Raw genomic sequence first — 21112 nt, forward strand, 5'->3', positions numbered from 1 at the left:
AGAATATGAATTAAACCTCGAATAGGAACGCTTCACCAAAGCGGGACGTTTGGGGTTTTTCTTGTAAGCACGCATTTATCTACAATCAAAAACGCCCACGGACAATCCGTAGGCGTTTATTTAAAAGGGGAGGAGTTTTTATGACAGCAACATGGCTAGTTTTTTACAAAATAAGTTAATTGGATAAGTGTATCTGCGTTTAGCTTATACGCAATGACTAGCATGTACATGCCTTGTTCTTCTTGAGAAAGATCGATTGTAAAGTGGTCTGCATTCGGTGCAAGTTGGTCCACATCTACTGAAATTTCTTTCATTGTTTTCGTATTTCTAAGTGCTATTTGGTAAGGGTTTAGATAGTTTCCATCTAATCCTTTAACTAGATTTTCCACTGTTAGTTCTGGCCCCGTTAAGCTAGATACCTCCACAACTTGTGGGTGTGCAGTAATGTTGTCTAATTGACTTAGATTTTTCAATGGTGAGAAATCTGAAATACTATTACCCGAAATATCGAGGGATGTTAAGTTTTTAGCATATTGTAAGCCTTCTAGACTTGAGATACGAGCATTTGGTGCATGTAGACTTGTCAGTGTAATCATATCACCTAAAGTGATTTCTCCAGACAGTCCAAGTGTTTGCTGAATAGCCACTTTAAGATGGTTGTCGGCAATCGCAATGATTTGATTAAAGTCAATTTCTACGAGCGAAGCTTTTGCTTGTGTTAGCTCCTCTAAAGCTTGGTCGATTTGGGCTTGCGTAGCTTGTGCATTTGCAAGCAGTTCTTCAGCTTTCGCCATGCTCGCTTGTAAAGCTTGAATTGATTCTTCTGTATAGTTTTCTAAGTTAATAGTTTTCGCATCTTCAAGTGCTACTGTTAAATCTTCAGTGAATACGCGATCAGCATTAGCAAAGTGTAATTTTGTATCACCCCATGATGCATGGTCAGAGCCATTGCCATTGCCACCGTCTGTTACGACAAGTTTCAATTCTTTCGCGCCAGTCACGTTTACTTCAATGTACTTTTCAGGGTCACGAGATTGCATTAAGCCACTGTCAAATTGTTTTTCGCCATCAACAAACACTTGGAATGTAACAGAGCCGATTGAACCATACATTTGACGGTCCACACCAACATAAGCAGAGAAGATATCTGCGTTTTTATCTGTTAAATCATAGATGATGGTTGAGTTTGAATGTGCACCGATGCCTCGTTCATATGTTTTCTCACGACCATCGTCGCCTGTTAAGCGGATTGCATGGTGACTAATAGAGATATCTTTAACAGGTGCTGCATAGCTGTTTTGTGTAGATTGCCATTCAAAATCAGTTAAGTAATGATAATCTTCCATATTTACTACAGAAATTGTGCGTTTTTTCGTTACTTCATTGCCATCACTATCCACGACTGTGTACGTAATGTCGTAGTGACCAGCTCGATTGAAGTTCACTTGTTCTAAGCCAGTAACTTGTACTTGAGACGTTAAATCACCATCTTCAGCGTCGATTGCTGAATAGGTTTCGTCGATATTAATAGGCGTTCCTACTGTTGTTGCGACTGATTTAGGAATTGTTAATTCTGGCTTACCATTTGAAAGATAGAATTTAGCGTCAGCAAAGTTTGCATGATCTGAAGCATTGCCATTGCCAGAATCATTAGCAACTAGTTTTAATTCTTTCACACCTTGAAGCGGTACTCTCACAAGTTTTGCTTCTGTTTGATATTTCATAACACCACTGTTATATACTTCTTGCCCATCAGCTAATACTTTAAATGTCACGCTAGAATTTCCGTTTTCAGCGATATTGCGATCAATACCAACAAGTGTTTCAAAGTAATCGTAGTTTTTATCTGTTAAATCATAGACGATTTCAGAGTTTGCGTGTGTACCAATCCCTTTGGCAAATTCCTTCACGTCTCCATTTGTTAATACTTTTATTGAACCACCTGAAGAAGATTTGTCTTTGTTGACAGTACTATACGCTGTTTGAGCAGATTTCCAGCCAATATCTGAGGCGAATTTCTCATCGCTATAGACATATACATTTCTTGTCGCTGTTGCAACGTTATGATCACTATCCTTTACTGTATATTCGATTTGGTAAATACCTGTTTTATTTGTATTGAAGCCATTCGTTGTTACTTGGATGTGCTTGCTTAAATCGCCATCCTCAATATCAGAGGCAGTTACATCTTTTAGAACATCAAATTCACTGTTTAATTTAACGAGAGTCAAGTCTTCAGATAATTTTAACGTAGGGAGACTTGAGTCTTTACCAAATTTAGCATCTGCCCAAATTGTATGGTCGGATGAATTGCCGCTATCATTGGCATCCGTTGTAATTAACTTTACTTCATTTGCACCTGTAACAGGAATGTTAACATAGCCATGGTCAGTATTGGCTCTGAAGACATCACTTGCAAATTTCTTTTCACCATCGACCCATACTTCAAAAGTAGCAGAAGATTTTTGGCCTTTTGCTGCTTGATCGATGCCGATATAGCTTTCAAAGAAATCAAAGCCTTTTCCTTCAATATCATATACGACTTCAGAGTTTGCATGAGCACCAAGCCCTTTTGCGTAGGTAGCATCCATACCTTGTCTTAGTAATGTAATGGTACCGCCAGCAATTGATTTATCTTTTTGTAATGAGCCCCAACCTACTTTTGCCGATTTCGCTGTCATATCAGAAATATATTGCATGTCGCTTATAACGTTGACGTTCATTGTTTTTGTTTGTTTGATGCCTTCATCATTTATTTCATAAACAACTTCATAGCTACCTTTTTGTGTAACATCTACCGTATTGGATTTGATGCTAATTGTTTTCGTAATATCTTTACCACTATAAGAAATTGCTTTTACATAATCCATTGGATCAAATGCTTGATGTAGTTTAATAGTGACAAAGTCTTCAGTAGATAGGGAAGGTGTAAATGCCTTAACCTCTACTGGTTTTAGTGTATTTAACTTCTTGTCATAACCAACCACTTTATACGTATAATTTTTTGTTGTATCCACATTTTTATCGATAAATTGTGCAGTGCTAGTAAAGCCGATTAATTCATCATCTCGATAAATTTCATAGCCTAAGAAATCATCTTGGTAGGCTTTATCGATTGATAAATTTAATGTATTAGTTTTGGCAGCTTGGTTTGCAGCAAATGATACATTTACTTCTTTACCTTTCAAACCATTACCTTTATAGTCGAATGCACTATTATTTAAATACCATATTTTTTTATCTGGTTTTGGATATTTGCTTGTTTTTTCTTTCGTTTCGTTAGTTACAACAAACCCGTGACGAGCAAAATGTTCACTTAAATCTAAACCAAGTACTTCTGAAGAGAATTCGACTAAATATTGTTGCTTAGATTGTTCACCATCTTTTAATGAAACATTACGTTCACGATATAATGAGTTTAATTTACCCCAATAGCCTGGACTATACATTTCAAGTTGCCAATAAACAGCAAGTTTTTCAAATAGGCCTTGGTCGTTATAATCTTTTGTGTTTTCTTTCAGTACGTTTTTATAGATGTTCGACTCATATGGAATACGTTCATCAATTTTGCCGTAAAATCCTGACATATACTGTGGTAGCATATTATTTGTTACTTCACCGTAAGTTCTTACGCCGATATCCATACGGTGCCCGATTTCATGTATAACGCCCCATGATCCGCCTTTTTCTTCGATAGGTACTAAAATATCAGACACAACATCATCTAATGTGCCGATATGATCGCCAGCTGCATACATATATGCATAAGGCTGCGCAAGTCGTACATTTTCTCGAATTAATTTCGGATCATTTTTTTCATTATGACCATCTAAACCGTTATATTTAAATAATTCGTCCATTAGACGATTGTACGATTCAATAGTTTGTAGTGGGCTATAGCCATTTTCAATATACGTTTTATAAGCACCTGTTGCAGTACCTGTCCAGAATAAATGGTCACTAACAACTTCTACGATATCAAGTACTTCTCGATCTTCAACCTTTGGATGCTTCGCTTTGTCTTCATCTAACTTCTTCTTATAGTCGATTAAAAATTGTTTGAACTCATCAACATTCGTCGATTTCGTTGCAAAAGGAATTCGCTCAACGCCTTCAAAACGTAATGTCGGTGCTTTTCCTTGCTGTTCAGCTGTATAAGGGTTATCAATGTAAATTGTGCCCCCTGGTGTAACAGCCTTGTTATAAGCTGAAGTTTTTGGAATAGCAGGCACCGTAATCACGTTTTTACCAACATTTAAGCTGACATCTCTTCTCCAACTGTTCCAAGCACCTTCTTGTTGTGTAAAGGATAAGCGAGGTAGTGGACCATTTGCCACTGCGTCAACATAAACGATGATTTCATCGCCTGGTTGGGCAGCAAGCCCTGTTGGTTGAAGGTTATTACCTAAACCGATTTTTAAGTTTTCGTTAGCATGCTTCACCATGTTGCCGTGTTGTTCCGCTACGATAATTCTTCCTTCTGTAACGACCTCACCTTTAATGACTTTCTTAGCTAACTCAATGTTTTCTTGATAAGTAGTATATAGTGGATGCGATTTTGCTTCTTCTTCTAGTGCATGAATTAGCTCGATACTATTGAATTCTGGTGAAACAGTATTCATCGTTCCATCTGTAAATAACTTCGCCATCTTATCGTTTACTGTATCTTCTTTATAGAACGCTAATTCAGAAAGTGTTGCCCAATTTTGATTGGACTTTTTAAATTTGAATTTCACTCGTTTAAATGTTGTTGGTTCAAACTTCGCTTCTACTAATCCAGCAACCATATTATGTTTACCTGTTGCAACAAGCTCATAAGTATCACCTTTGGATGTTTGTGAAGCGTAAATTTCAAATTCCTCTGCAAAGCCTTTACGGTCCGATGGTCTTGCTCCATAGACAACGCGATTTAATGTTACAGGCTCTATAAATTCGACTTCTACTTCATTTGAGAATGTAGCTGTGTTGCTACTATTCGTTTCCCAATATGTATTGACATTACCATCGATGGCATTTTCTATAACAGCACTAGCCCAGTGCCCGCCGTTATTGCGAATGCTCTTAATGTTTTTGTAGTCCATTCTAAATAACTGAGAGTAGGCTTCGTTTGCAAAATGGCTAAATGTTGAAGTTACTGCTGTTGTTGCATCGATTGCTTCTGTGCTTAGTAGTGCTTTTGCATTGTCGATATCTTCTTTAAATTGAGCGTAGAACGGATGTCCTTGTGCTTCAGCATCTAATTGATTGATTGCATCAATCGAATGGAACTTGTCACTAACAGCGCTCATTGTGTCGTCAGTAAAAAGAGTTGCCATTTTGTCAGAGATTGTATCTTCTTTATAAAACTGAAACTCTGAAGCACTTGCCCAATCTTGATTTGCTTTTGTGAATACGAATTTTACTCGTTTAAATTCTGTAGGTTGGAACTGAATTTCAACGATATCACCAGTAGATCCTTTATATTCACCTGATGAAACAAGTGTAAAGTCATCACCTGCATCCGTTGTTGAGCTATAAATCTCAAACTGTTGGGCAAAGCCTTTGCCTTTTGTAGATGATTGACGAGCTGCATAAATCATTCTATTTAACGTAGTTGCTTCATTGAACTGAATTACGACTTCGTTTGTGAACGATGCACTATTTGGCTTTCCAGTTTCCCAGTGGGTATTCATGTCGCCATCAATTGCTTTATCAATAGATGAATTTGCATATTTTCCACCGTTGTTCGTAATCGACTTAATGTTTGTAATGGCCATTTTAAATACATCATCGTATGCTTTTAAAATATCCTTACCATACAAATCAAATTTCTTCACTGAAGCGATCGAATGCTTAGTACTTGCTTCAGCTGTAGTTTTGACAATATTCCCATTAGGATTTTCACTTGCCAAAACATTCAATGGTCCGCCTACTAAATTTAAAGCTAGAGCAGACACGGTTACAATCTTTACAACTTTCATATTACATTCCTCCTTATGAAGTTTTGAATTTCTTCCTATGGAGTACATAAAAAAACTACTCACAAAAGAGTAGCTTTATCTCAAATAAGGATATAAAAAATATACAAATATACCCATTTGTAATGGGCACTGAAAAACTAAAAGATAAACGATTTATCTTTTAGAAGTTATATTAAAAAAATATTTTTCAGTAATTTGTTTTTTTATGACCTTACTAAACAAAAAGTAGTATGTACTCTTCGGCAACTGGCTGACATAGTTATAAACCTTAGTCCCTATAGCTTTGCGTCCCTAAATTTCCTTAGGTTTGCCTATTCAATTTTTCTACTATAAAGAATAGCATAGTGAAAATAATTACCACAGAACAATTTGTCCTATATTTTACCACCCTTCTTTAGGGTAAAATGGTGAAGGTTTATGACTGAATGGTATAATAATGTATTCTATTGATAGGCATTATGTTAGGTGTAAATTACTTTAGTAAGAGAAGGGTAGTTTAGTTGTAAACTACTTTTGTCACGTGTTGATAAACAAAAATATTTTCAGCGGCGACATTAGTACACAATTAGCGAAAACAACTTTCAAAATGGTGGAATGCTAAAATATTGCTGTACATGTTTTTCTGGTTTTAGAACTGTTAACTTTCTACTTTGTTTTATGAGTAGAAGGTTTTTTACTTTAATGAGGTACAATATTTCATTTGTAATGGTTTGTTCATTCTCCGTTCATTTTCAGTTCATGCTCTGTTCATGTAGGCTCTATATTCTAAAAATGTGAAAAGAAATAGGAGGGGTTTTAAGATGAACCTGGCTTTAAAAGAAATGAAGAAAAATAAAGTGCGATTTGTGATTTTAGGTTCCATTGTTTTTCTGGTGAGTTTACTAACCTTTATTATTTCAGGTTTGGCAAATGGATTATCACAAGACAATGCTGCGTTAATTAAAGATTTACCAGCAGGACAGTTTTATATGAATGAGGAGGCAGATGAAACGTACAATCTGTCAAAAATAGATAGCAGTACCCAAAATGACATGTTAAACAAACAAAAGGACGCTGTAGCTTTTTCAATTCAAATGGGCTTTATAAATGATGAGGCTGGCAAGCAACAAAGCGTTGCCTTTGTCACTGCTACCGATTCACCACTATTTGAAAATGTGAAACATGAGGAAATTATTTTAGATAGCTCACTAAAGGATAAAGGTATACAGGTAGGCGATACAGTAACGAATAATCAATTTAGTGGCAAGTTTATTGTAAAAGGCTTTGTTGAGCAAAAGAAATATAGTCATGCACCTGTAGCTTATATTAGCATGGAGGATTACAAAGAAATTTATCGAGTTGATGAAATGCAATTAGTTTTCACGCCAGATGGAGATGCTTCACAAGCGTATACGGGCTTACAAGCATTTTCGAAAAGTGATTTTTTAAATACGATTCCTAGTTATAGCGCAGAACAGATGTCTCTTAATATGATTGTTTGGTTTTTAGTTGTGATTAGTGGCATGTTGTTTGCAATCTTTTTCTATATGATGAACGTTCAAAAGATTGGTTTGTACGGTATTTTAAAAGCAATCGGTTTAAAAACAAGTAAGCTATTTAAAATGATTTGGACGCAAATGGTCGTTATTACCGTTATTTCACTGGCGTTATCGATTGCACTGAGTCAAATTTTTAATCAAATTGCACCGCAAGGAATGCCGTTTAGTTTAAGTTTGGCAACGACAACACAATTGTCGATTGTATTCCTTATTATTGGATTTATTGGTGCAACGATTTCAGGTGTTCAAATTAAAAAAATTCAGCCATTACAAGCGATACAGCAAGGAGAGGTCTAATATGACACTATTTACAATGGAGAATGTTAGAAAAACGTTTACGAATGGTGAAGTGCAAGAAGAAATATTAAAAGGCATTAATATGACGCTTAAAGAAGGAGAAGTAACAGCTTTAGTAGGTGCTTCGGGGTCTGGTAAAAGTACACTATTAACGATTGCTGCTGGGCTACAACCTACATCGCAGGGCCAAGTAATTTTTCAAGGGAAAAATATGACGGCTTTGACTGCTGAGCAAGTGCGACAAGTGCGGGCAAGTGAATTTGGTTTTGTTTTTCAATTTGCACATTTAGTTCCCTTTCTAACAGTAGAAGAACAGCTATTACTTATGCTCGAAGTGTCGGAATCAGCATTAAAGAAACACGAGCAGCAAAGAGAGGTAGAGCGTATTTTAAAATTAGTAGGGATGGACCATCGGAAAAATGCATATCCTTCGTCCTTATCAGGAGGAGAGAAGCAACGAGTAGCCATTGCGCGAGCGATTATTCATAAACCGAAAGTTCTTTTTGCCGATGAACCTACAGCAAGTTTAGATTCCAAAAGATCGAAGGACGTCATGGAGTTAATTAGAGACCTTACCAAAACATTAAACATTACAACGTTAATGGTTACTCATGACGAAGAAATGTTAGCTTATACAGATCAAGTCATTAAAATGAATGATGGCAAAATTGTTCAAAATGTGTGATTCATTTATAGTCTAAAAGGTTTTCGGAAAAAGTGTTAGATTGACACCCATGTCAATCTAACGCTTTTTTGCTGTATGCTGTTTTCCTCTAATATGGCGGTTACTTTCTGCGTAGCCGACTATAATCTGTAAAGCTCAATCGCCTTCGCTTCTATCGACTAGAAATGCTAAATAGGTTTTACTGAATAGGGACTAATATTTCACATAGATGATTATCAATCATTTGCAATGTATATCTTTCAATGATTGGCTGTTGTCTGATGGATAGATGATTTTTGGCGATTTCAGAAAAAATATTACCCCAAAATTCGCTGACTGCCTCTTTCGTATGGTCTAACAAGAAAACTGCATATTTCCCGCCAGGTAATGTTCCACTCTGAGCAGGCTTTGCCACATGGAAATCATTTGGAATCATGACGCAAACATCATATCGACACTCTTCTTTAGGTGTAACTTCAGGATTATCTTGAGGAATGGCAAAAATGGGTGAATCCTCAAATAAGGCATTTAGCTGTGCCCATTGTTTAAAAGATTCCATTAGCTCTTTGTTGTGCTCTTCACCGTATTCACCGACGTTTCTAAAGTAGGCAATTTTTGATTCTGCCAATTCTTCGATAGTAATTTTCAATATTTCATCCCCCTTCCTAAGTAAAGGTAATATGATTAAAAATGTTTCTCAAGTGCTTTTTAAAAGTTTTTTTGAGGGAACATCCTCTATGCATTCGGTTAGGGCATTTTTTATGTCTTCGATGACATACCTTCTTAAGTAGGGGGGATAGCATGTTTAAAAGGAAATGGATATTTGTAGGAATCATTACTATGGCAGTAGCTATATTTAGCCTAGTCGCAAAACTTATGGAGGTTGAAAGTACGGAAAATAAAGAGGTGCAGCAATCTTTCATTACGAAAGAACAGTTAAGCATTGCGAAATTGAAAGAAAAACTGCGTGAAATATATGTTGGAGTTGATGTGAAAACGACGCCAAAGAAACAATTAGTGTTACAAGTTGTAGCAGATGAGGATTATTTTAATTTAGTAAAAAAAGATATGGAGCCGATTGCAAAAAGTGTTATGGAAACTTCTCCATTTAAGGACTACACAGTTATTTTTGAAAGGTGGGAATTTACCTCAGAACAGGATGATAAAAAACTTATAGATAAAGAGCTTTCTAATTTTTTGAAAGCAATTGTAGTAGGGCTTCAAGAATTTGATGTATTTAAAAATATAACGACAGATCATCACACATTTATTACTGTGCAAACTTCTATCATTGGTTCGGAGAAAAATGCACAAAAGGTTGCATTAGAAATGGAAGAAATCATATATGGAATTTTACGTTCACAAGAGAAAAATGAAGGGACTCCGATCAATGAATATAAGGTGAAAGTAATGAATTCGCAAGGGGAAGTATTAAATGAGTAGAAGATAAAATTGTGTGGGTGGCAATTGTGTGAGTGCCTGACACTCAGTTCTAGCATAATACTGGCTCCTAAAATCGTAAAAATCTACTGCGCTTTCCGAGGGCACGACGTAAGCTGCAACCCTCGCTGACGCGCGGCTTGTTGCGTCTTACGTTACGTGCGTTCCCGCAGGAGTCTCCGTAGATTTTTACTCAGTTAATCCTTGTGGGAGCGCTATTTAGATACGAAATTGTGTGGGTGCCTGACACTCAGTTCCAGCATAATATTGGCTCCAAAAAACGTAAAAATCTACTGCGCTTTCCGAGGGCACGACGTAAGCTGCAACCCTTGCTGACGCGCGGCTTGTTGCGTCTTACGTTACGTGCGTTCCCGCAGGAGTCTCCGTAGATTTTTACTAAGTTAATCCTTGTGGGGGAGCTATTTAGATACGAAATTGTTTGGGTGCCTGACACTTTCCCTGTATTAAAAAAATCCACTGCGCATTTTTAGGGCACAGTGGATTTTTATTATGCTCGTCATCAAATGGATGACGAGCGTAGTAAATTGTAGTTAATTGTTTGAGTGCCAGGCACTTATTTTTTAAGGAAATCAGGTTTAGAGAAGCTTGGGTTAGGATATTTGTAGAAGCCTTCTCCTGTTGCGCGTCCTAATTTGCCTTTATCGATGTACTCTGTTTTTAATAAGTTTGCTAGCTTTTTCATGTTTTCATCACCAGTTGCAGCAGCTTTTGCCTCTACAATGTTATGAGCGGTATTAATACCTACAACGTCTAGAATAGCAAATGGTCCAAGAGGAGCGCCTGTCCCAATCATCCAAGTTTTGTCGATTGTTTCAGGGTCAGATACTTCTTTTACTAATAGCATTTCAGCTGCATCTAAAAATGGCACGAGTAGAGAGTTCAAAATATAGCCAGGTTGTTCTTTATATAATGTTAACGGCACCATTCCAATAGCTCGAGCAAATTCAACAACTTCATCAAACACCTTCATATCTGTACCTGGATGTTTCATAATTTCGGCTGTATTATTTACCCAAATCGTATTAGCAAAATGTAATGCTAAAAATTTCTCAGGGCGACCTGTAGCTTCAGCAAATTGACTTGGTAATAAAGTAGATGAGTTTGTGGCGAAAATTGTTTTTGCTGGAGCAACTTTGCCAAGGTTTGTGTAAAATTCTGTTTTGATTTTTACAACTTCAGGAATAGCCTCAATAACAAGATCTGCATTTGCTACAGCCTCTGCTAAGTCGCTTTTAAAAGTAAGACGAGCATATGCAGCATCTACTTCTTCCTGTGTTGCGCCCAAATCGTGTTGGTATAATGGTTTTAACTTTGTAATGCGCTCCTGTGCATTTTTTAAAGCATCGTCATTAATATCGTATACAGTAACGTTGAATCCTTTAAAAGCAGACTGATAAGCAATCTGACTTCCTAATACGCCACTTCCTGCTACAGTAATGTTTTGATAATTCATCCTGACTTCCTCCTCTGAAATAGTTACGTTAATATAATAGTTTCTAAATAAAATAATTTTCTTATTACAATTTCATACTACTGCTTTCAATGAATGAAAATCAAATTATAAACTCAAATATTATAATGGTATAAAATTATGTTTGATTACTACAGAAATTTATACTTTCAAGTATGTGCTTATCAAGAAGGAATATAACCATTACCTATATTCATTTATTGAATGGAGACTATAAGAAATATACAAAATAGCGAAAAAGGATTATTATGTAATATTTTAAATTTATAGGTATTTAAACCTTTAGTAGATAATTACTTCGAATATTTAGACTTAGATACATAATGATTTAGTCGGACTGTATGATTGTGTAAAAATAGGTCTATTATATAATTTTCAATAATTTACATATATTTATAGATTTGTTAATAGGTGTTTTAGTAAACTGAGTTTATGAATTGAAAGAGGGGTAAGAAGAATGAAGAAAACAATTTTAGCTGGAGCTCTAAGTATTGCATGTTTTACAGGAGGTTTTGGCTTACAAGCACATGCACAAGAAAAAGTAGAAGTTGCCAACATTATTCATCCAAAACAAGTCGTTGCATCGACAAATCAAGTACAATCGATGTCCTATCAAGATATTTACAAAATGTTTTTACTTTCTAAGTTAGGCTTTGAAAATGATGATGTAACATTAGTTACAACTAAAAATAGCATTACGATAAAAATGTCCCTTAAAGCAATAATGGCATCCTATACAGATGGGACAAACTTATTCCCAGAAGGGGAACAGGCGTTACAAGAAAACTTTGATGAGTTTAAAAAGTTGTTCGGCGATGCGATTCAAATGCGCATTACTCAATCTGGCAATGGCTTCAAGGCTGAAATTTTTACAGCGGGGAAATGGGAAGCAGCAAGTAATGCAGATATGAATGATTTAATTACAGTATTTAACCGTGCTGACCTTGATTTAAAACCAGGTGGGTATTTTACAGATGCGATTGGCCATTGGGCTGAAAGCTATATCCAATTACTTTATCAAGCTGGCATTGTAACTGGAACTACTGATACGACATTCAATCCGAATGGGCAAGTCACTCGTGGGCAATTAGCTGCAATGATTTTCCGTGCGTCAGGCTTAGATGTAAATGAAGATTATGAAGGACCTGCTTCATACAAAGATATGCAAGGTTTCTGGGGAGCTAAGGAAGTAGCAATTTTACAAGAGTATGGCTTACTCGAAATTTTTGATGGTAATTATTTTGAACCAAACAAGCCTGCTACTCGTGAAGAGATGGCTCATGTAACAGTAAGTTACTTAGAAGCAATGGAGTTCGATGTAGCAAAGGCTAACAAAAATAATACCTTTACAGATAAGAATCAAATGCGTCAGGAAGCTGTTGAATCTATTGGCTTATTACAGCAATTAGGAATTATTGACGGTGCAAACGGAAAGTTTAATCCAAAAGGCAATTTAACACGTGCACAGTTTTCTAAAATTTTAGCACTTACGTTGATGACAGTAAGTGAAGAGTAATACTTTCTAAGCTAAAATATAGAACTTAAAATAATCCACTTCGCAGTGCTTTGCTGGCGAAGTGGATTTTTTAAATACCTTTTTAAGTGCCAGTCACCCGAACAATTCTGATAATTTTAGCGCTTATTCCACGAATATATGAAACATATAGCTTAAAAAATAGCCCAATAAAATATATGTTATAAAGGATTTTAAGGTTACTGCTCGTACATGGTGCAAAATAAACTCTGAAATACTAGCCGTTCCGATTAACCCTATTGATAGTCCCATCAACACGCCTTGTGCCTTAATTGTTAAATTCCAATATTGACCAACTAAAATAAAAAGTATAAAAAACATCGAGAATCCGATGAAATAAATAAATAGTTTCCACAGCTTTCCGTTTTGTGAAAGAGATGCTGTTGTAAGTGCAAACCCCTCAGGAAGATGATGAAGAATGATGGATGCTGTCATTGTAATACTAAGTGCGGAATTGCCAAGTAAGTTACCAATAGCAAGACTAATAGGAACTGTATGGATGACCATTGCGATTGCAAGCAAAGAAACGGAGGGATTTTGTTGATTTGTAGGGTGAAATAAACTACTAAGTAATTGAAATATTAAATAGCCAATTAGAATGCCTAATATAATTCCAAACGACTTGTACACTTGAAAAGAAGATGGAATGATATCTAGTACGAGCAAGCCGACTAAAAATCCGCCACATAATAATGATAATCCTTGGGTTGTATGTTGAAAAAGCTTAGAGAAAACCCAAGCGATTGTTCCTCCTATGCTAACACTGAAAAAAAGAAATCCACCAATAATCATTGCACTCAACTGCGAAATTCCTCCGCCCTATAATAATCTAAGTTCGTTTTACAAAATATATGCAACGTAAGAGGTTATATGATGGAGCCCAGTGAAAATAAATGACCATTGCTGCGTGTAAGCAAAATAAACTATGACAACTAGAACAGAACGTACAAAGAATTGAAATGATAAGCTTTCCCAAAAAGATTTTATTTTTTAAAAAAGGGTAGTTATATTTATGAATTAATAAGTTATATAGTAGCTTAATTATGTATATTAGGGGGATTGCTATGAAGTGGGTTGCGCTTTTAAGCTTTTTATTAATGATTACCATTAATGGTATAGCAAGTACAATAGGTATTAATGGCAAAACGACAGGAGAAATTTCGAACCAACAACAGGTGCTGTTTATGCCAGCAGGCTATGTTTTTTCTATCTGGCTTGTAATTTATATAGTATTAGGAATATGGATGGCTATTCAATTATTTCGTAAGAAAGCCAATCAGGAGACTGCTATTTTAAGTCTTTTTACATCAACTTGTTTATATAACATTGCTTGGCTTTTATGTTGGCATTATGAATACTTTACATTATCGATCGTCATGATGATTGGTCTCCTTGTTAGTTTAATCTTTATTTATAGAAGTTATCCGAAAGGGGATTGCCGTTTTGCAGGGAGATTACCATTTTCGATTTACATGGGCTGGATTAGTGTTGCTTTAATGGCAAATATTAGCTATGTACTTACATATTATCAGTGGGACGGCTTTGGTATAGCTGATGTATGGTGGGCGAATTTGTTACTTTTGGTTGCCACATGTCTTGCTATTTATATTCGCTACGTTGAAATCGACGTTTTGTTTCCAATCGTTATTATTTGGGCTTTTATCGGTATTGCTGTAAAAAATGGAGTAGATGCTGGAAGCTTATTCTATATGCCTTTACTGTATAGTGCCATCCTTGTTATCTCTATTTTCATCGGCAAAAGAAAATAATATCGTCTGGAAAAAAGAGGGTACATTCAATTGACTGAATATTACTTTAATTCTATACTTTTGAATAGTAACACTAGATTCATAGATGTAGTTAACTACTAATGAAGGTGAGGAATGTAAGTATGAGATGGGATGCAAGTTATGATGTAGTAGTAGTAGGATCAGGCGCTGCAGGTTTGACAGCAGGACTCACAGCAAAGTTGCAAGGAATGAAGTCATTAGTCATTGAAAAAACTGATCGTTACGGTGGAGCATCTGCCTTATCAGGTGGGGCACTATGGATTCCAAATAATCATGTGATTAAAGGTGCAGGTGTTCCTGACACACATGAACTAGCACGTTTGTACTTAGATTCTACTATTGGTGAGCGTGTACCAGCCGCTTTAAAAGAGGCATATATAACACGTGGGCCAGAAATGTTAAAATTTTTAAGTAATCATACAAACCATATGCGTTTCCAATATGCCAAAGGCTATTCGGATTATTATCCTGAAAAGCCAGGCGGTTTATCACAAGGGCGGTCGATAGAGCCACTTATTTTTGATTTGCAAAAGATGGGAACTTTAGCTGATACAATGCGACGATCTACTATGTCGACTAAAGGTTTCACAATGAATAGCTATGAATTCCATAAGGTCAATATGATTAGACGTACAATGAAAGGAAAAACAACAGCACTAAAGCTTGGTATGCGCTTAGTGAAGTCTAAAATAACAGGTAGTGAGCCTATAGCATTAGGACAATCTTTAATTGCACGCTTACGTATGTCACTTGCGGAAGCGAATGGAGATTTATGGGTTTCAACTGCATTTAAAGATTTTATCGTAAAAAATAATCGTGTGATTGGTTTGATAGTAGAACGAGATGGACAAGAAATGCAGATTGAAGCCAAACACGGTGTGGTGCTTTCATCTGGGGGCTTTTCTCATAATCAAGCATACCGTGAGAAATATTTGCCTTCACCAACCAATGCCAAATGGACATCAACGCCAGAAGGGCAAACAGGGGATTGCATTGAACCGAGCGTTAAAATTGGGGGAACATTAGATTTAATGGATAAAGGTTGGGGGGCACCTTCCGTAATTGATCCCGAAGGACATCCTTTTTTCTTAGTGGCAGACCGTGGTGTACCAAATATGATGGTTGTGGACAATTTAGGCAATCGTTATTTAAATGAAGCTGCCCCTTATCATGAGTTTGTAGATAATATGTTTGCACACCATAAAAAAACGAATACAGGGATACCTTCTTGGATTGTTATTGATGCAACTGCGAAGAGTCGATATATATTTACAGGTTTGTTCCCTGGACAAGCTTTTCCAAAAAGCTAGTTCGAAAATGATATTGTAAAAAGCGGTAAAACAATAGAGGAATTAGCAAATCAAATGGGTGTCCCATCAGAAAATTTACTTGAAACGGTTGCGCGTTTTAATACATTTGCACGTAATGGAAGTGATGATGATTTCCATCGAGGTCAAAGTGCGTACGATAACTATTATGGAGATCCTACTTTAAAAAATCCGAACTTAGCAGAATTGAAGGATGCCCCTTATTATGCGCTCCGTTTATATCCAGGTGATATTGGCACAAAAGGTGGGCTCGTTATAGACGAGCATGCAAGGGTAGTGAAGCAAGATGGAACACCGATTGAAGGCTTGTATGCATCTGGTAATTGCTCTGCTTCGATTATGGGTGAAACGTATCCAGGCCCAGGTGCTACGCTTGGACCTGGAATGACGATGAGCTATATTGCAACATCGCATATGGCGAAATGTAGTAAGCAAGAAATAGCAGCTCTTATTGAAGCATAATTTGTTCTATACTAAAAACCTTCTTATTCTTTCGATAAGGAGGTTTTTTTCCATTAATAACTTGAGAAGTGTACAGATAGAAAAGGGCCATTGTTCTAATTTTGTTCGTTTTTGAATATAGTGGCTACTGGGTGAAGAAATAGGATTGCACATTGGAATGCTAAAAACCCAATATTGGGGTTTTATAAGGAAGGCGATGCTTTGTTATTGAAAGTAAAAAGGAGTGACTACACACGTGCTAGAGTATAAACTCGTGACAACGATTAACGAGCTAGAGACATATAAGGATACTTGGTCTGAAATACTTGAACGTGAAAAAAACGACAATCCATTTATAGAATATGAATGGATTTCAACCTGGTGGATGATAGTGGGGCACGATGAGAATGTGGAAATTTACATTGTTGAGCATAACGGGGAAGCTATCGCATTTTTTCCGTTTGTTCATACAAGTCGATTTGGTGGTATTCATCAGTTTAGCTTTTTAGGACAAGGGCTTGCTTCTTATATGGAGGTAGTTGCCGAAAAAAGATGGAAAGAGCAGGCTGTGCATTATTTATTGAAGGAACTTATAAGCAAATTTACACGTGTTCTCTTCGTATTACATGGCCTTCTTGAAAGTAAGGATACTTCTCCAATATTAGAGAAATATACAATAGCACATCAATTGCCCTATTCGGTTTTTCGTGTTGTCACACCTTATATAGATTTTAAGTCGATTGAATTACCCGATTTTTTAAAGAAGCATAAGCGAAGATTTAAAAGTATTGATCGTCGAGAAAAGCGGTTGAAGGAACTTGGAACAATAACATATCAAAAAGCACATGCTGGAAATTTAGATAACATGTTTCAATTGTTTGAAAGAAGATGGCAAAAGAAAATGGATACGAGTGGTTTTACAGCACAACGGACAAAGGCTTTTTTTGAGCAGCTCGCAAAGCAGCAAAATGGGGCATTAAGTTTAAAAGTTCACAGTTTGCAATTCGAAAATATTTGGATTGGTTTTACATTAGATATTTGTTGTCGAGGAAGAAATTTTTGTCATGCGATGGGGCATGAGCCAGATTTCAATATGTTTGGACCTGGACGTTTAATTGAGAAAGAAAATATGTTGAAGGCACATAGTATGAACGTTCGTCTATACGATTTTGGTATTGGGTATGAGCCTTATAAGTTTGACTGGTATACACATTTAGATTTCACAAGAAAATTCATCATGAGTACTGCAGGGGTGCGGGAGCGAGCGCTTCGTACTGTAATGGTGCTACAAGAATCGTTATTAGCGTTGGTGAAAACAAATCGCAGAATTGTAGAATGGAAACGTAATACATTAGGTGAATTACGATACTTGTTTACAAAAGCTGATAAGAATGAATGGCTGTCCATGCTAAAATGTAAGGTGTTTAATGGACATAAATTTACGATTTATTATTTAGAACAAAAATTAGGCCAACATCAATCTAACTTTCAGGAAATAAATATTCAATCAGTGCTCGAAAACGATCAGCGAACGGAGCTTCTTGCCCATTATTTTAAAGGCTATAAGCTCTATGGACAGAAACAGGACATTTCCTTTTTGCGACATGATCAATTTATCCACGAGGAAGCGGATGGGTTTAAGCAAGAATTGCCACCAAATACTACATATATTAAAAATTATGAACTACCAAAACTCCAAATGATTGTAGATGAAGTGCAACGAGAAGGGCTTGCAATTTGTACCTCTGCTAATTGGTTTGAGTGGCGAAAACGTAAAACGTTAACTGCATTAGGTTTTCGAAAGGTAGAACGTGTTTTAATAACTCAACTGTTTAAGTGGAAAAAGGTGCATCGTCATGAAAAGAAATGGGTAAAATTTTTTTTGAAACACGGACAGCAAACAGAACAACGCTGGCACCTAGCACTACTTTCCTTCCTAATATAACAAAAAATCCTTAGCGTCTTCTTTACGCTAAGGATTTTTATTTGTCATGTAAAAGAGCTTATGCTCTTATTAAAAGTGAATACCTGGCTTGTCAATTAGCTTACAGCCTGTGCCATATTTCGCTTTTAAGGCACCTTTAAAGTTTGTTTGTTCAAGCTCTGGGAATGCCTGCTTCCATAGTTCGAATACATTATGATTCGCTGCAACGCCGTTTTTTGTTAAACGGACAATATGAAAACCATATTCATCATTGCAACGAGCTAATGGGCGATTTTCGCGTACGGTAATAATACGTCCGCTTTCAGTGATTTCATAGAGTTCTTCATAGCCTGCAATTGCACGGCTTTTTTCATCCAAATTAGTTGTTTTTATAACAGTCTCTTTAACTGGTTTTTGTTCATTAGCCCCATTAGAAACTGCTGTCTTATTTTCCTCAGGAAGTTGCTCGACGATAATAAAATCCTTATTGGATGCCTTATCACTCATCGTCGCCATTACGTTCATAATGGAACCTACATAATGCATTGGTTTGTCGTTACCTTCTTCATATACGAAAATATTATAGTCGGTTTTATTAATCTTTTTCATAATAATATTTCCTGTTAAAATCGTAAAACCGATAAATTTGTTTTTATTAAGTGCTTGTAGTGCTTGTTGTTTGGTTAAAGTCATTACTAAATCTCCTAAAAAATTGTTTTTTCTATTTTACCATAAAATAAGTTTTGCTGTTTTTCAATGGATGTAGTTAGCCAAAGCAAGTATAACATTGTGTTATTTTCCGAAAATTCGAGAGAATATGTAAAGTATGCTTTACAAATGATGGTTAGTAAAGTAAACTTTACGTAAAGGTTGCTTTACATTGGGGTGGTGAAAAATGGAACAACGTATAAAAGAATTAAGAGCATCATTTGGTTGGACGCAAGAACAGTTAGCCGAAAAACTAGGAGTTTCAAGGCAAACAATTATTTCTATAGAAAATGGTCGTTACAATCCTTCTTTAGAGCTTGCCTATAAAATTGCAAAATCATTTCAACTAAGCATTGAGGAAGTATTCATTTTTGAGAAAGGTAGTGATTGAATATGAGTTTGGAACAAATGTTAGGTTTTCTAGGTATAGTACTTGGCATTTCGGGAGGCCTATTTGGACTATGGTGGGGACGTAGGATGGCAGCACGTAAAAATGGGCTGGATGAAAGATATGAAAAAATTACAGTAAGCTCACTAGCGAACGGGTGGAAAATAACAGTTATTTCTATTTATGTTCTATTTCTATTATTAATAGCTGGTGTTCAGTTTTCTACCGCTCAAGCTTTAGGAATTCTTTTACTCATTCATATGGCTGGATGGGCATTTTCGACACTTTATTATAATTTAAAATATTGATTATAAGTAATGGAATTATAGAGAAAAGGAGCATTATATATAATGGAGCATAAGTTTAGTATGAATTTATCTTGGTCAAATGGAAGAAATGGGACAGGGAACTTAACAGCTAGCAATTTGAATACAATCGTTTCTATTCCTCGGGAAATGAATGGACCAGGAATCGGAACAAATCCAGATGAAATGTTATTAGGTGCTTCAGCAACTTGTTATTTAATTACCTTTGCCGCATTGCTGGAAAACGCCAAAATACCAGTAGTGGCGTTGTCGATGGATTCAGAAGGGTTTGTAGATGTAACGGATGGAGTTTTTACATATGTTAGAATTGTCCATAGACCTAATGTAAAAGTCTCGCAACTAACCGAACATGAAGAAAAACGGATGCATCGGCTAGCTCAAAAAGCAGAACAAACATGTATGATTAGTAAGGCGTTGAAGGGAAATGTGCAAATCGAATGCTACCTTGAAATTGAGCAGTCGTCTAATAGTCAGTAAGTAATTTAATATTTCCATAAAAATTAAAGGAATTATGCCAGAAGTTTTTCTGGTGTAATTCCTTTTGTCATATTTACAGGGTATTTGCTTTGTCTGAAATAGTTCTATAAATGTGCGAAATGAATATATAAAGTTAAGCACTAAAAAAATGTAAAGGATGATGTATTGCACGTCCAGACAGCTGAGACAAACACATTTTATGGTCAGTATGGAAAACGAATTTTTGATATAGTTGGGGCAATTCTATTATTACTTATGACAATTCCTCTTATGTTAGGTGTACTCCTCCTATTACTTATGACTACAGGACGCCCCATTTTTTTTAAACAAATTCGAACTGGTTACGAACATCAACGTTTTATCATTTGGAAATTAAGAACGATGACGATTCAGGCTACACCTGTCAATATGCCTGCATTATGTACAGAAGGTATTCCAGATGATTACTATTTTAAAACTGACCAAGATACGCGCATTACAAAAATCGGAGCAATCTTACGTAAGTTAAGCATTGATGAAATTCCGCAGCTTTTGAATGTAATGAAGGGTGAAATGAGTATTGTTGGACCGAGGCCAGAAGTACCGACAATTACAAATAGTTATAGCGCTTTACAGGCACGCCGTCTAGAAGTGAAGCCAGGTTTAACAGGGCTTGCACAAATTAACGGACGATCCAATATTTCGCATGGTCAAAAAATTTCCTATGACATTCATTATGTAGAGAACGTAACGTTTTTGATGGATTTAAAAATTGTTGTGAAAACCTTTTTCGTTGTTCTAGCTAGAACAGGGGCTTACTAAAAGA

General features: G+C 36.1%; 15 protein-coding genes, 1 pseudogene and 1 riboswitch. Of the genes and pseudogenes, 11 read left to right on the top strand and 5 right to left on the bottom strand.

Annotation, left to right across the window (positions count from 1 at the left end):
• Positions 1-155 precede the first annotated feature (155 nt).
• The gene (locus tag JNUCC52_RS18125) at positions 156-5960 is read right to left on the bottom strand and encodes an NPCBM/NEW2 domain-containing protein (protein ID WP_337980505.1); all 5805 of its coding nucleotides are present in this window, start codon (positions 5958-5960) and stop codon (positions 156-158) included.
• A gap of 238 nt (positions 5961-6198) precedes the next feature.
• Positions 6199-6282, bottom strand: a riboswitch (cyclic di-GMP riboswitch).
• A gap of 478 nt (positions 6283-6760) precedes the next feature.
• Between JNUCC52_RS18125 and JNUCC52_RS18130 the strand changes: the two genes are divergently transcribed.
• A complete protein-coding gene (locus JNUCC52_RS18130) occupies positions 6761-7795 on the top strand; it encodes an ABC transporter permease (protein WP_337980506.1) in 1035 nt (344 codons plus the stop codon).
• 1 nt (position 7796) lies between these two features.
• Positions 7797-8480: an ABC transporter ATP-binding protein gene (locus JNUCC52_RS18135; protein ID WP_173479524.1), complete on the top strand. Its 684-nt coding sequence runs from the start codon at positions 7797-7799 to the stop codon at positions 8478-8480.
• 178 nt (positions 8481-8658) lie between these two features.
• On the opposite strand, the gene JNUCC52_RS18140 is transcribed toward JNUCC52_RS18135, so the two are convergent.
• Positions 8659-9108 (bottom strand): AraC family transcriptional regulator, encoded by a 450-nt coding sequence (locus tag JNUCC52_RS18140; RefSeq protein ID WP_337980507.1) that lies wholly within the window; start codon positions 9106-9108, stop codon positions 8659-8661.
• 152 nt (positions 9109-9260) lie between these two features.
• On the opposite strand from JNUCC52_RS18140, the gene JNUCC52_RS18145 reads away from it, so the two are divergent.
• Positions 9261-9902 (top strand): hypothetical protein, encoded by a 642-nt coding sequence (locus JNUCC52_RS18145; protein ID WP_173479526.1) that lies wholly within the window; start codon positions 9261-9263, stop codon positions 9900-9902.
• A gap of 571 nt (positions 9903-10473) precedes the next feature.
• Here the strand turns inward: JNUCC52_RS18145 and JNUCC52_RS18150 are convergent.
• A complete protein-coding gene (locus tag JNUCC52_RS18150; protein WP_173479527.1) occupies positions 10474-11373 on the bottom strand; it encodes a 3-hydroxyacyl-CoA dehydrogenase in 900 nt (299 codons plus the stop codon).
• Between the two features lie 475 nt (positions 11374-11848).
• Here JNUCC52_RS18150 and JNUCC52_RS18155 point away from each other — a divergent pair, with 475 nt between their 5' ends.
• The gene (locus JNUCC52_RS18155; protein ID WP_173479528.1) at positions 11849-12907 is read left to right on the top strand and encodes an S-layer homology domain-containing protein; all 1059 of its coding nucleotides are present in this window, start codon (positions 11849-11851) and stop codon (positions 12905-12907) included.
• A 123-nt stretch (positions 12908-13030) separates the two neighbouring features.
• Here the strand turns inward: JNUCC52_RS18155 and JNUCC52_RS18160 are convergent, their stop codons facing one another.
• Positions 13031-13717, bottom strand: coding sequence for a ZIP family metal transporter (locus tag JNUCC52_RS18160; RefSeq protein ID WP_337982235.1), 687 nt, complete (start codon positions 13715-13717; stop codon positions 13031-13033).
• A 272-nt stretch (positions 13718-13989) separates the two neighbouring features.
• Between JNUCC52_RS18160 and JNUCC52_RS18165 the strand changes: the two genes are divergently transcribed.
• From JNUCC52_RS18165 to JNUCC52_RS18175, 3 genes and pseudogenes are all read left to right on the top strand, one after another.
• Positions 13990-14694 (top strand): TspO/MBR family protein, encoded by a 705-nt coding sequence (locus JNUCC52_RS18165; RefSeq protein ID WP_337980508.1) that lies wholly within the window; start codon positions 13990-13992, stop codon positions 14692-14694.
• 122 nt (positions 14695-14816) lie between these two features.
• Positions 14817-16505, top strand: a pseudogene (locus JNUCC52_RS18170) (FAD-dependent oxidoreductase).
• A 235-nt stretch (positions 16506-16740) separates the two neighbouring features.
• A complete protein-coding gene (locus JNUCC52_RS18175) occupies positions 16741-18429 on the top strand; it encodes a GNAT family N-acetyltransferase (RefSeq protein ID WP_337980509.1) in 1689 nt (562 codons plus the stop codon).
• Between the two features lie 69 nt (positions 18430-18498).
• On the opposite strand, the gene JNUCC52_RS18180 is transcribed toward JNUCC52_RS18175, so the two are convergent.
• Positions 18499-19101, bottom strand: a complete 603-nt coding sequence (locus tag JNUCC52_RS18180) for an NUMOD4 domain-containing protein (protein WP_173479530.1) — start codon at positions 19099-19101, stop codon at positions 18499-18501.
• 202 nt (positions 19102-19303) lie between these two features.
• Between JNUCC52_RS18180 and JNUCC52_RS18185 the strand changes: the two genes are divergently transcribed.
• The 4 genes from JNUCC52_RS18185 (at position 19304) to JNUCC52_RS18200 (ending at position 21108) form a co-directional block, all read left to right on the top strand.
• Positions 19304-19507: a helix-turn-helix transcriptional regulator gene (locus tag JNUCC52_RS18185; RefSeq protein ID WP_173479531.1), complete on the top strand. Its 204-nt coding sequence runs from the start codon at positions 19304-19306 to the stop codon at positions 19505-19507.
• A gap of 2 nt (positions 19508-19509) precedes the next feature.
• Positions 19510-19812 (top strand): hypothetical protein, encoded by a 303-nt coding sequence (locus JNUCC52_RS18190; protein WP_173479532.1) that lies wholly within the window; start codon positions 19510-19512, stop codon positions 19810-19812.
• A 42-nt stretch (positions 19813-19854) separates the two neighbouring features.
• A complete protein-coding gene (locus JNUCC52_RS18195) occupies positions 19855-20307 on the top strand; it encodes an SACOL1771 family peroxiredoxin (RefSeq protein WP_337980510.1) in 453 nt (150 codons plus the stop codon).
• A gap of 165 nt (positions 20308-20472) precedes the next feature.
• Positions 20473-21108: a sugar transferase gene (locus tag JNUCC52_RS18200; protein WP_337980511.1), complete on the top strand. Its 636-nt coding sequence runs from the start codon at positions 20473-20475 to the stop codon at positions 21106-21108.
• Positions 21109-21112: the final 4 nt, after the last annotated feature.

This window comes from Lysinibacillus sp. JNUCC-52 (assembly GCF_015999545.1).
In the GTDB taxonomy this organism is placed as follows: Bacteria; Bacillota; Bacilli; order Bacillales_A; family Planococcaceae; genus Lysinibacillus.

Coding starts and splice junctions, on each gene's coding strand:
- JNUCC52_RS18160 (WP_337982235.1), bottom strand. CDS start 13,717: ATGATTATTGGTGGATTTCTTTTTTTCAGTGTTAGCATAGGAGGAACA.
- JNUCC52_RS18185 (WP_173479531.1), top strand. CDS start 19,304: ATGGAACAACGTATAAAAGAATTAAGAGCATCATTTGGTTGGACGCAA.
- JNUCC52_RS18165 (WP_337980508.1), top strand. CDS start 13,990: ATGAAGTGGGTTGCGCTTTTAAGCTTTTTATTAATGATTACCATTAAT.
- JNUCC52_RS18195 (WP_337980510.1), top strand. CDS start 19,855: ATGGAGCATAAGTTTAGTATGAATTTATCTTGGTCAAATGGAAGAAAT.
- JNUCC52_RS18125 (WP_337980505.1), bottom strand. CDS start 5,960: ATGAAAGTTGTAAAGATTGTAACCGTGTCTGCTCTAGCTTTAAATTTA.
- JNUCC52_RS18155 (WP_173479528.1), top strand. CDS start 11,849: ATGAAGAAAACAATTTTAGCTGGAGCTCTAAGTATTGCATGTTTTACA.
- JNUCC52_RS18135 (WP_173479524.1), top strand. CDS start 7,797: ATGACACTATTTACAATGGAGAATGTTAGAAAAACGTTTACGAATGGT.
- JNUCC52_RS18190 (WP_173479532.1), top strand. CDS start 19,510: ATGAGTTTGGAACAAATGTTAGGTTTTCTAGGTATAGTACTTGGCATT.
- JNUCC52_RS18150 (WP_173479527.1), bottom strand. CDS start 11,373: ATGAATTATCAAAACATTACTGTAGCAGGAAGTGGCGTATTAGGAAGT.
- JNUCC52_RS18130 (WP_337980506.1), top strand. CDS start 6,761: ATGAACCTGGCTTTAAAAGAAATGAAGAAAAATAAAGTGCGATTTGTG.
- JNUCC52_RS18180 (WP_173479530.1), bottom strand. CDS start 19,101: ATGACTTTAACCAAACAACAAGCACTACAAGCACTTAATAAAAACAAA.
- JNUCC52_RS18145 (WP_173479526.1), top strand. CDS start 9,261: ATGTTTAAAAGGAAATGGATATTTGTAGGAATCATTACTATGGCAGTA.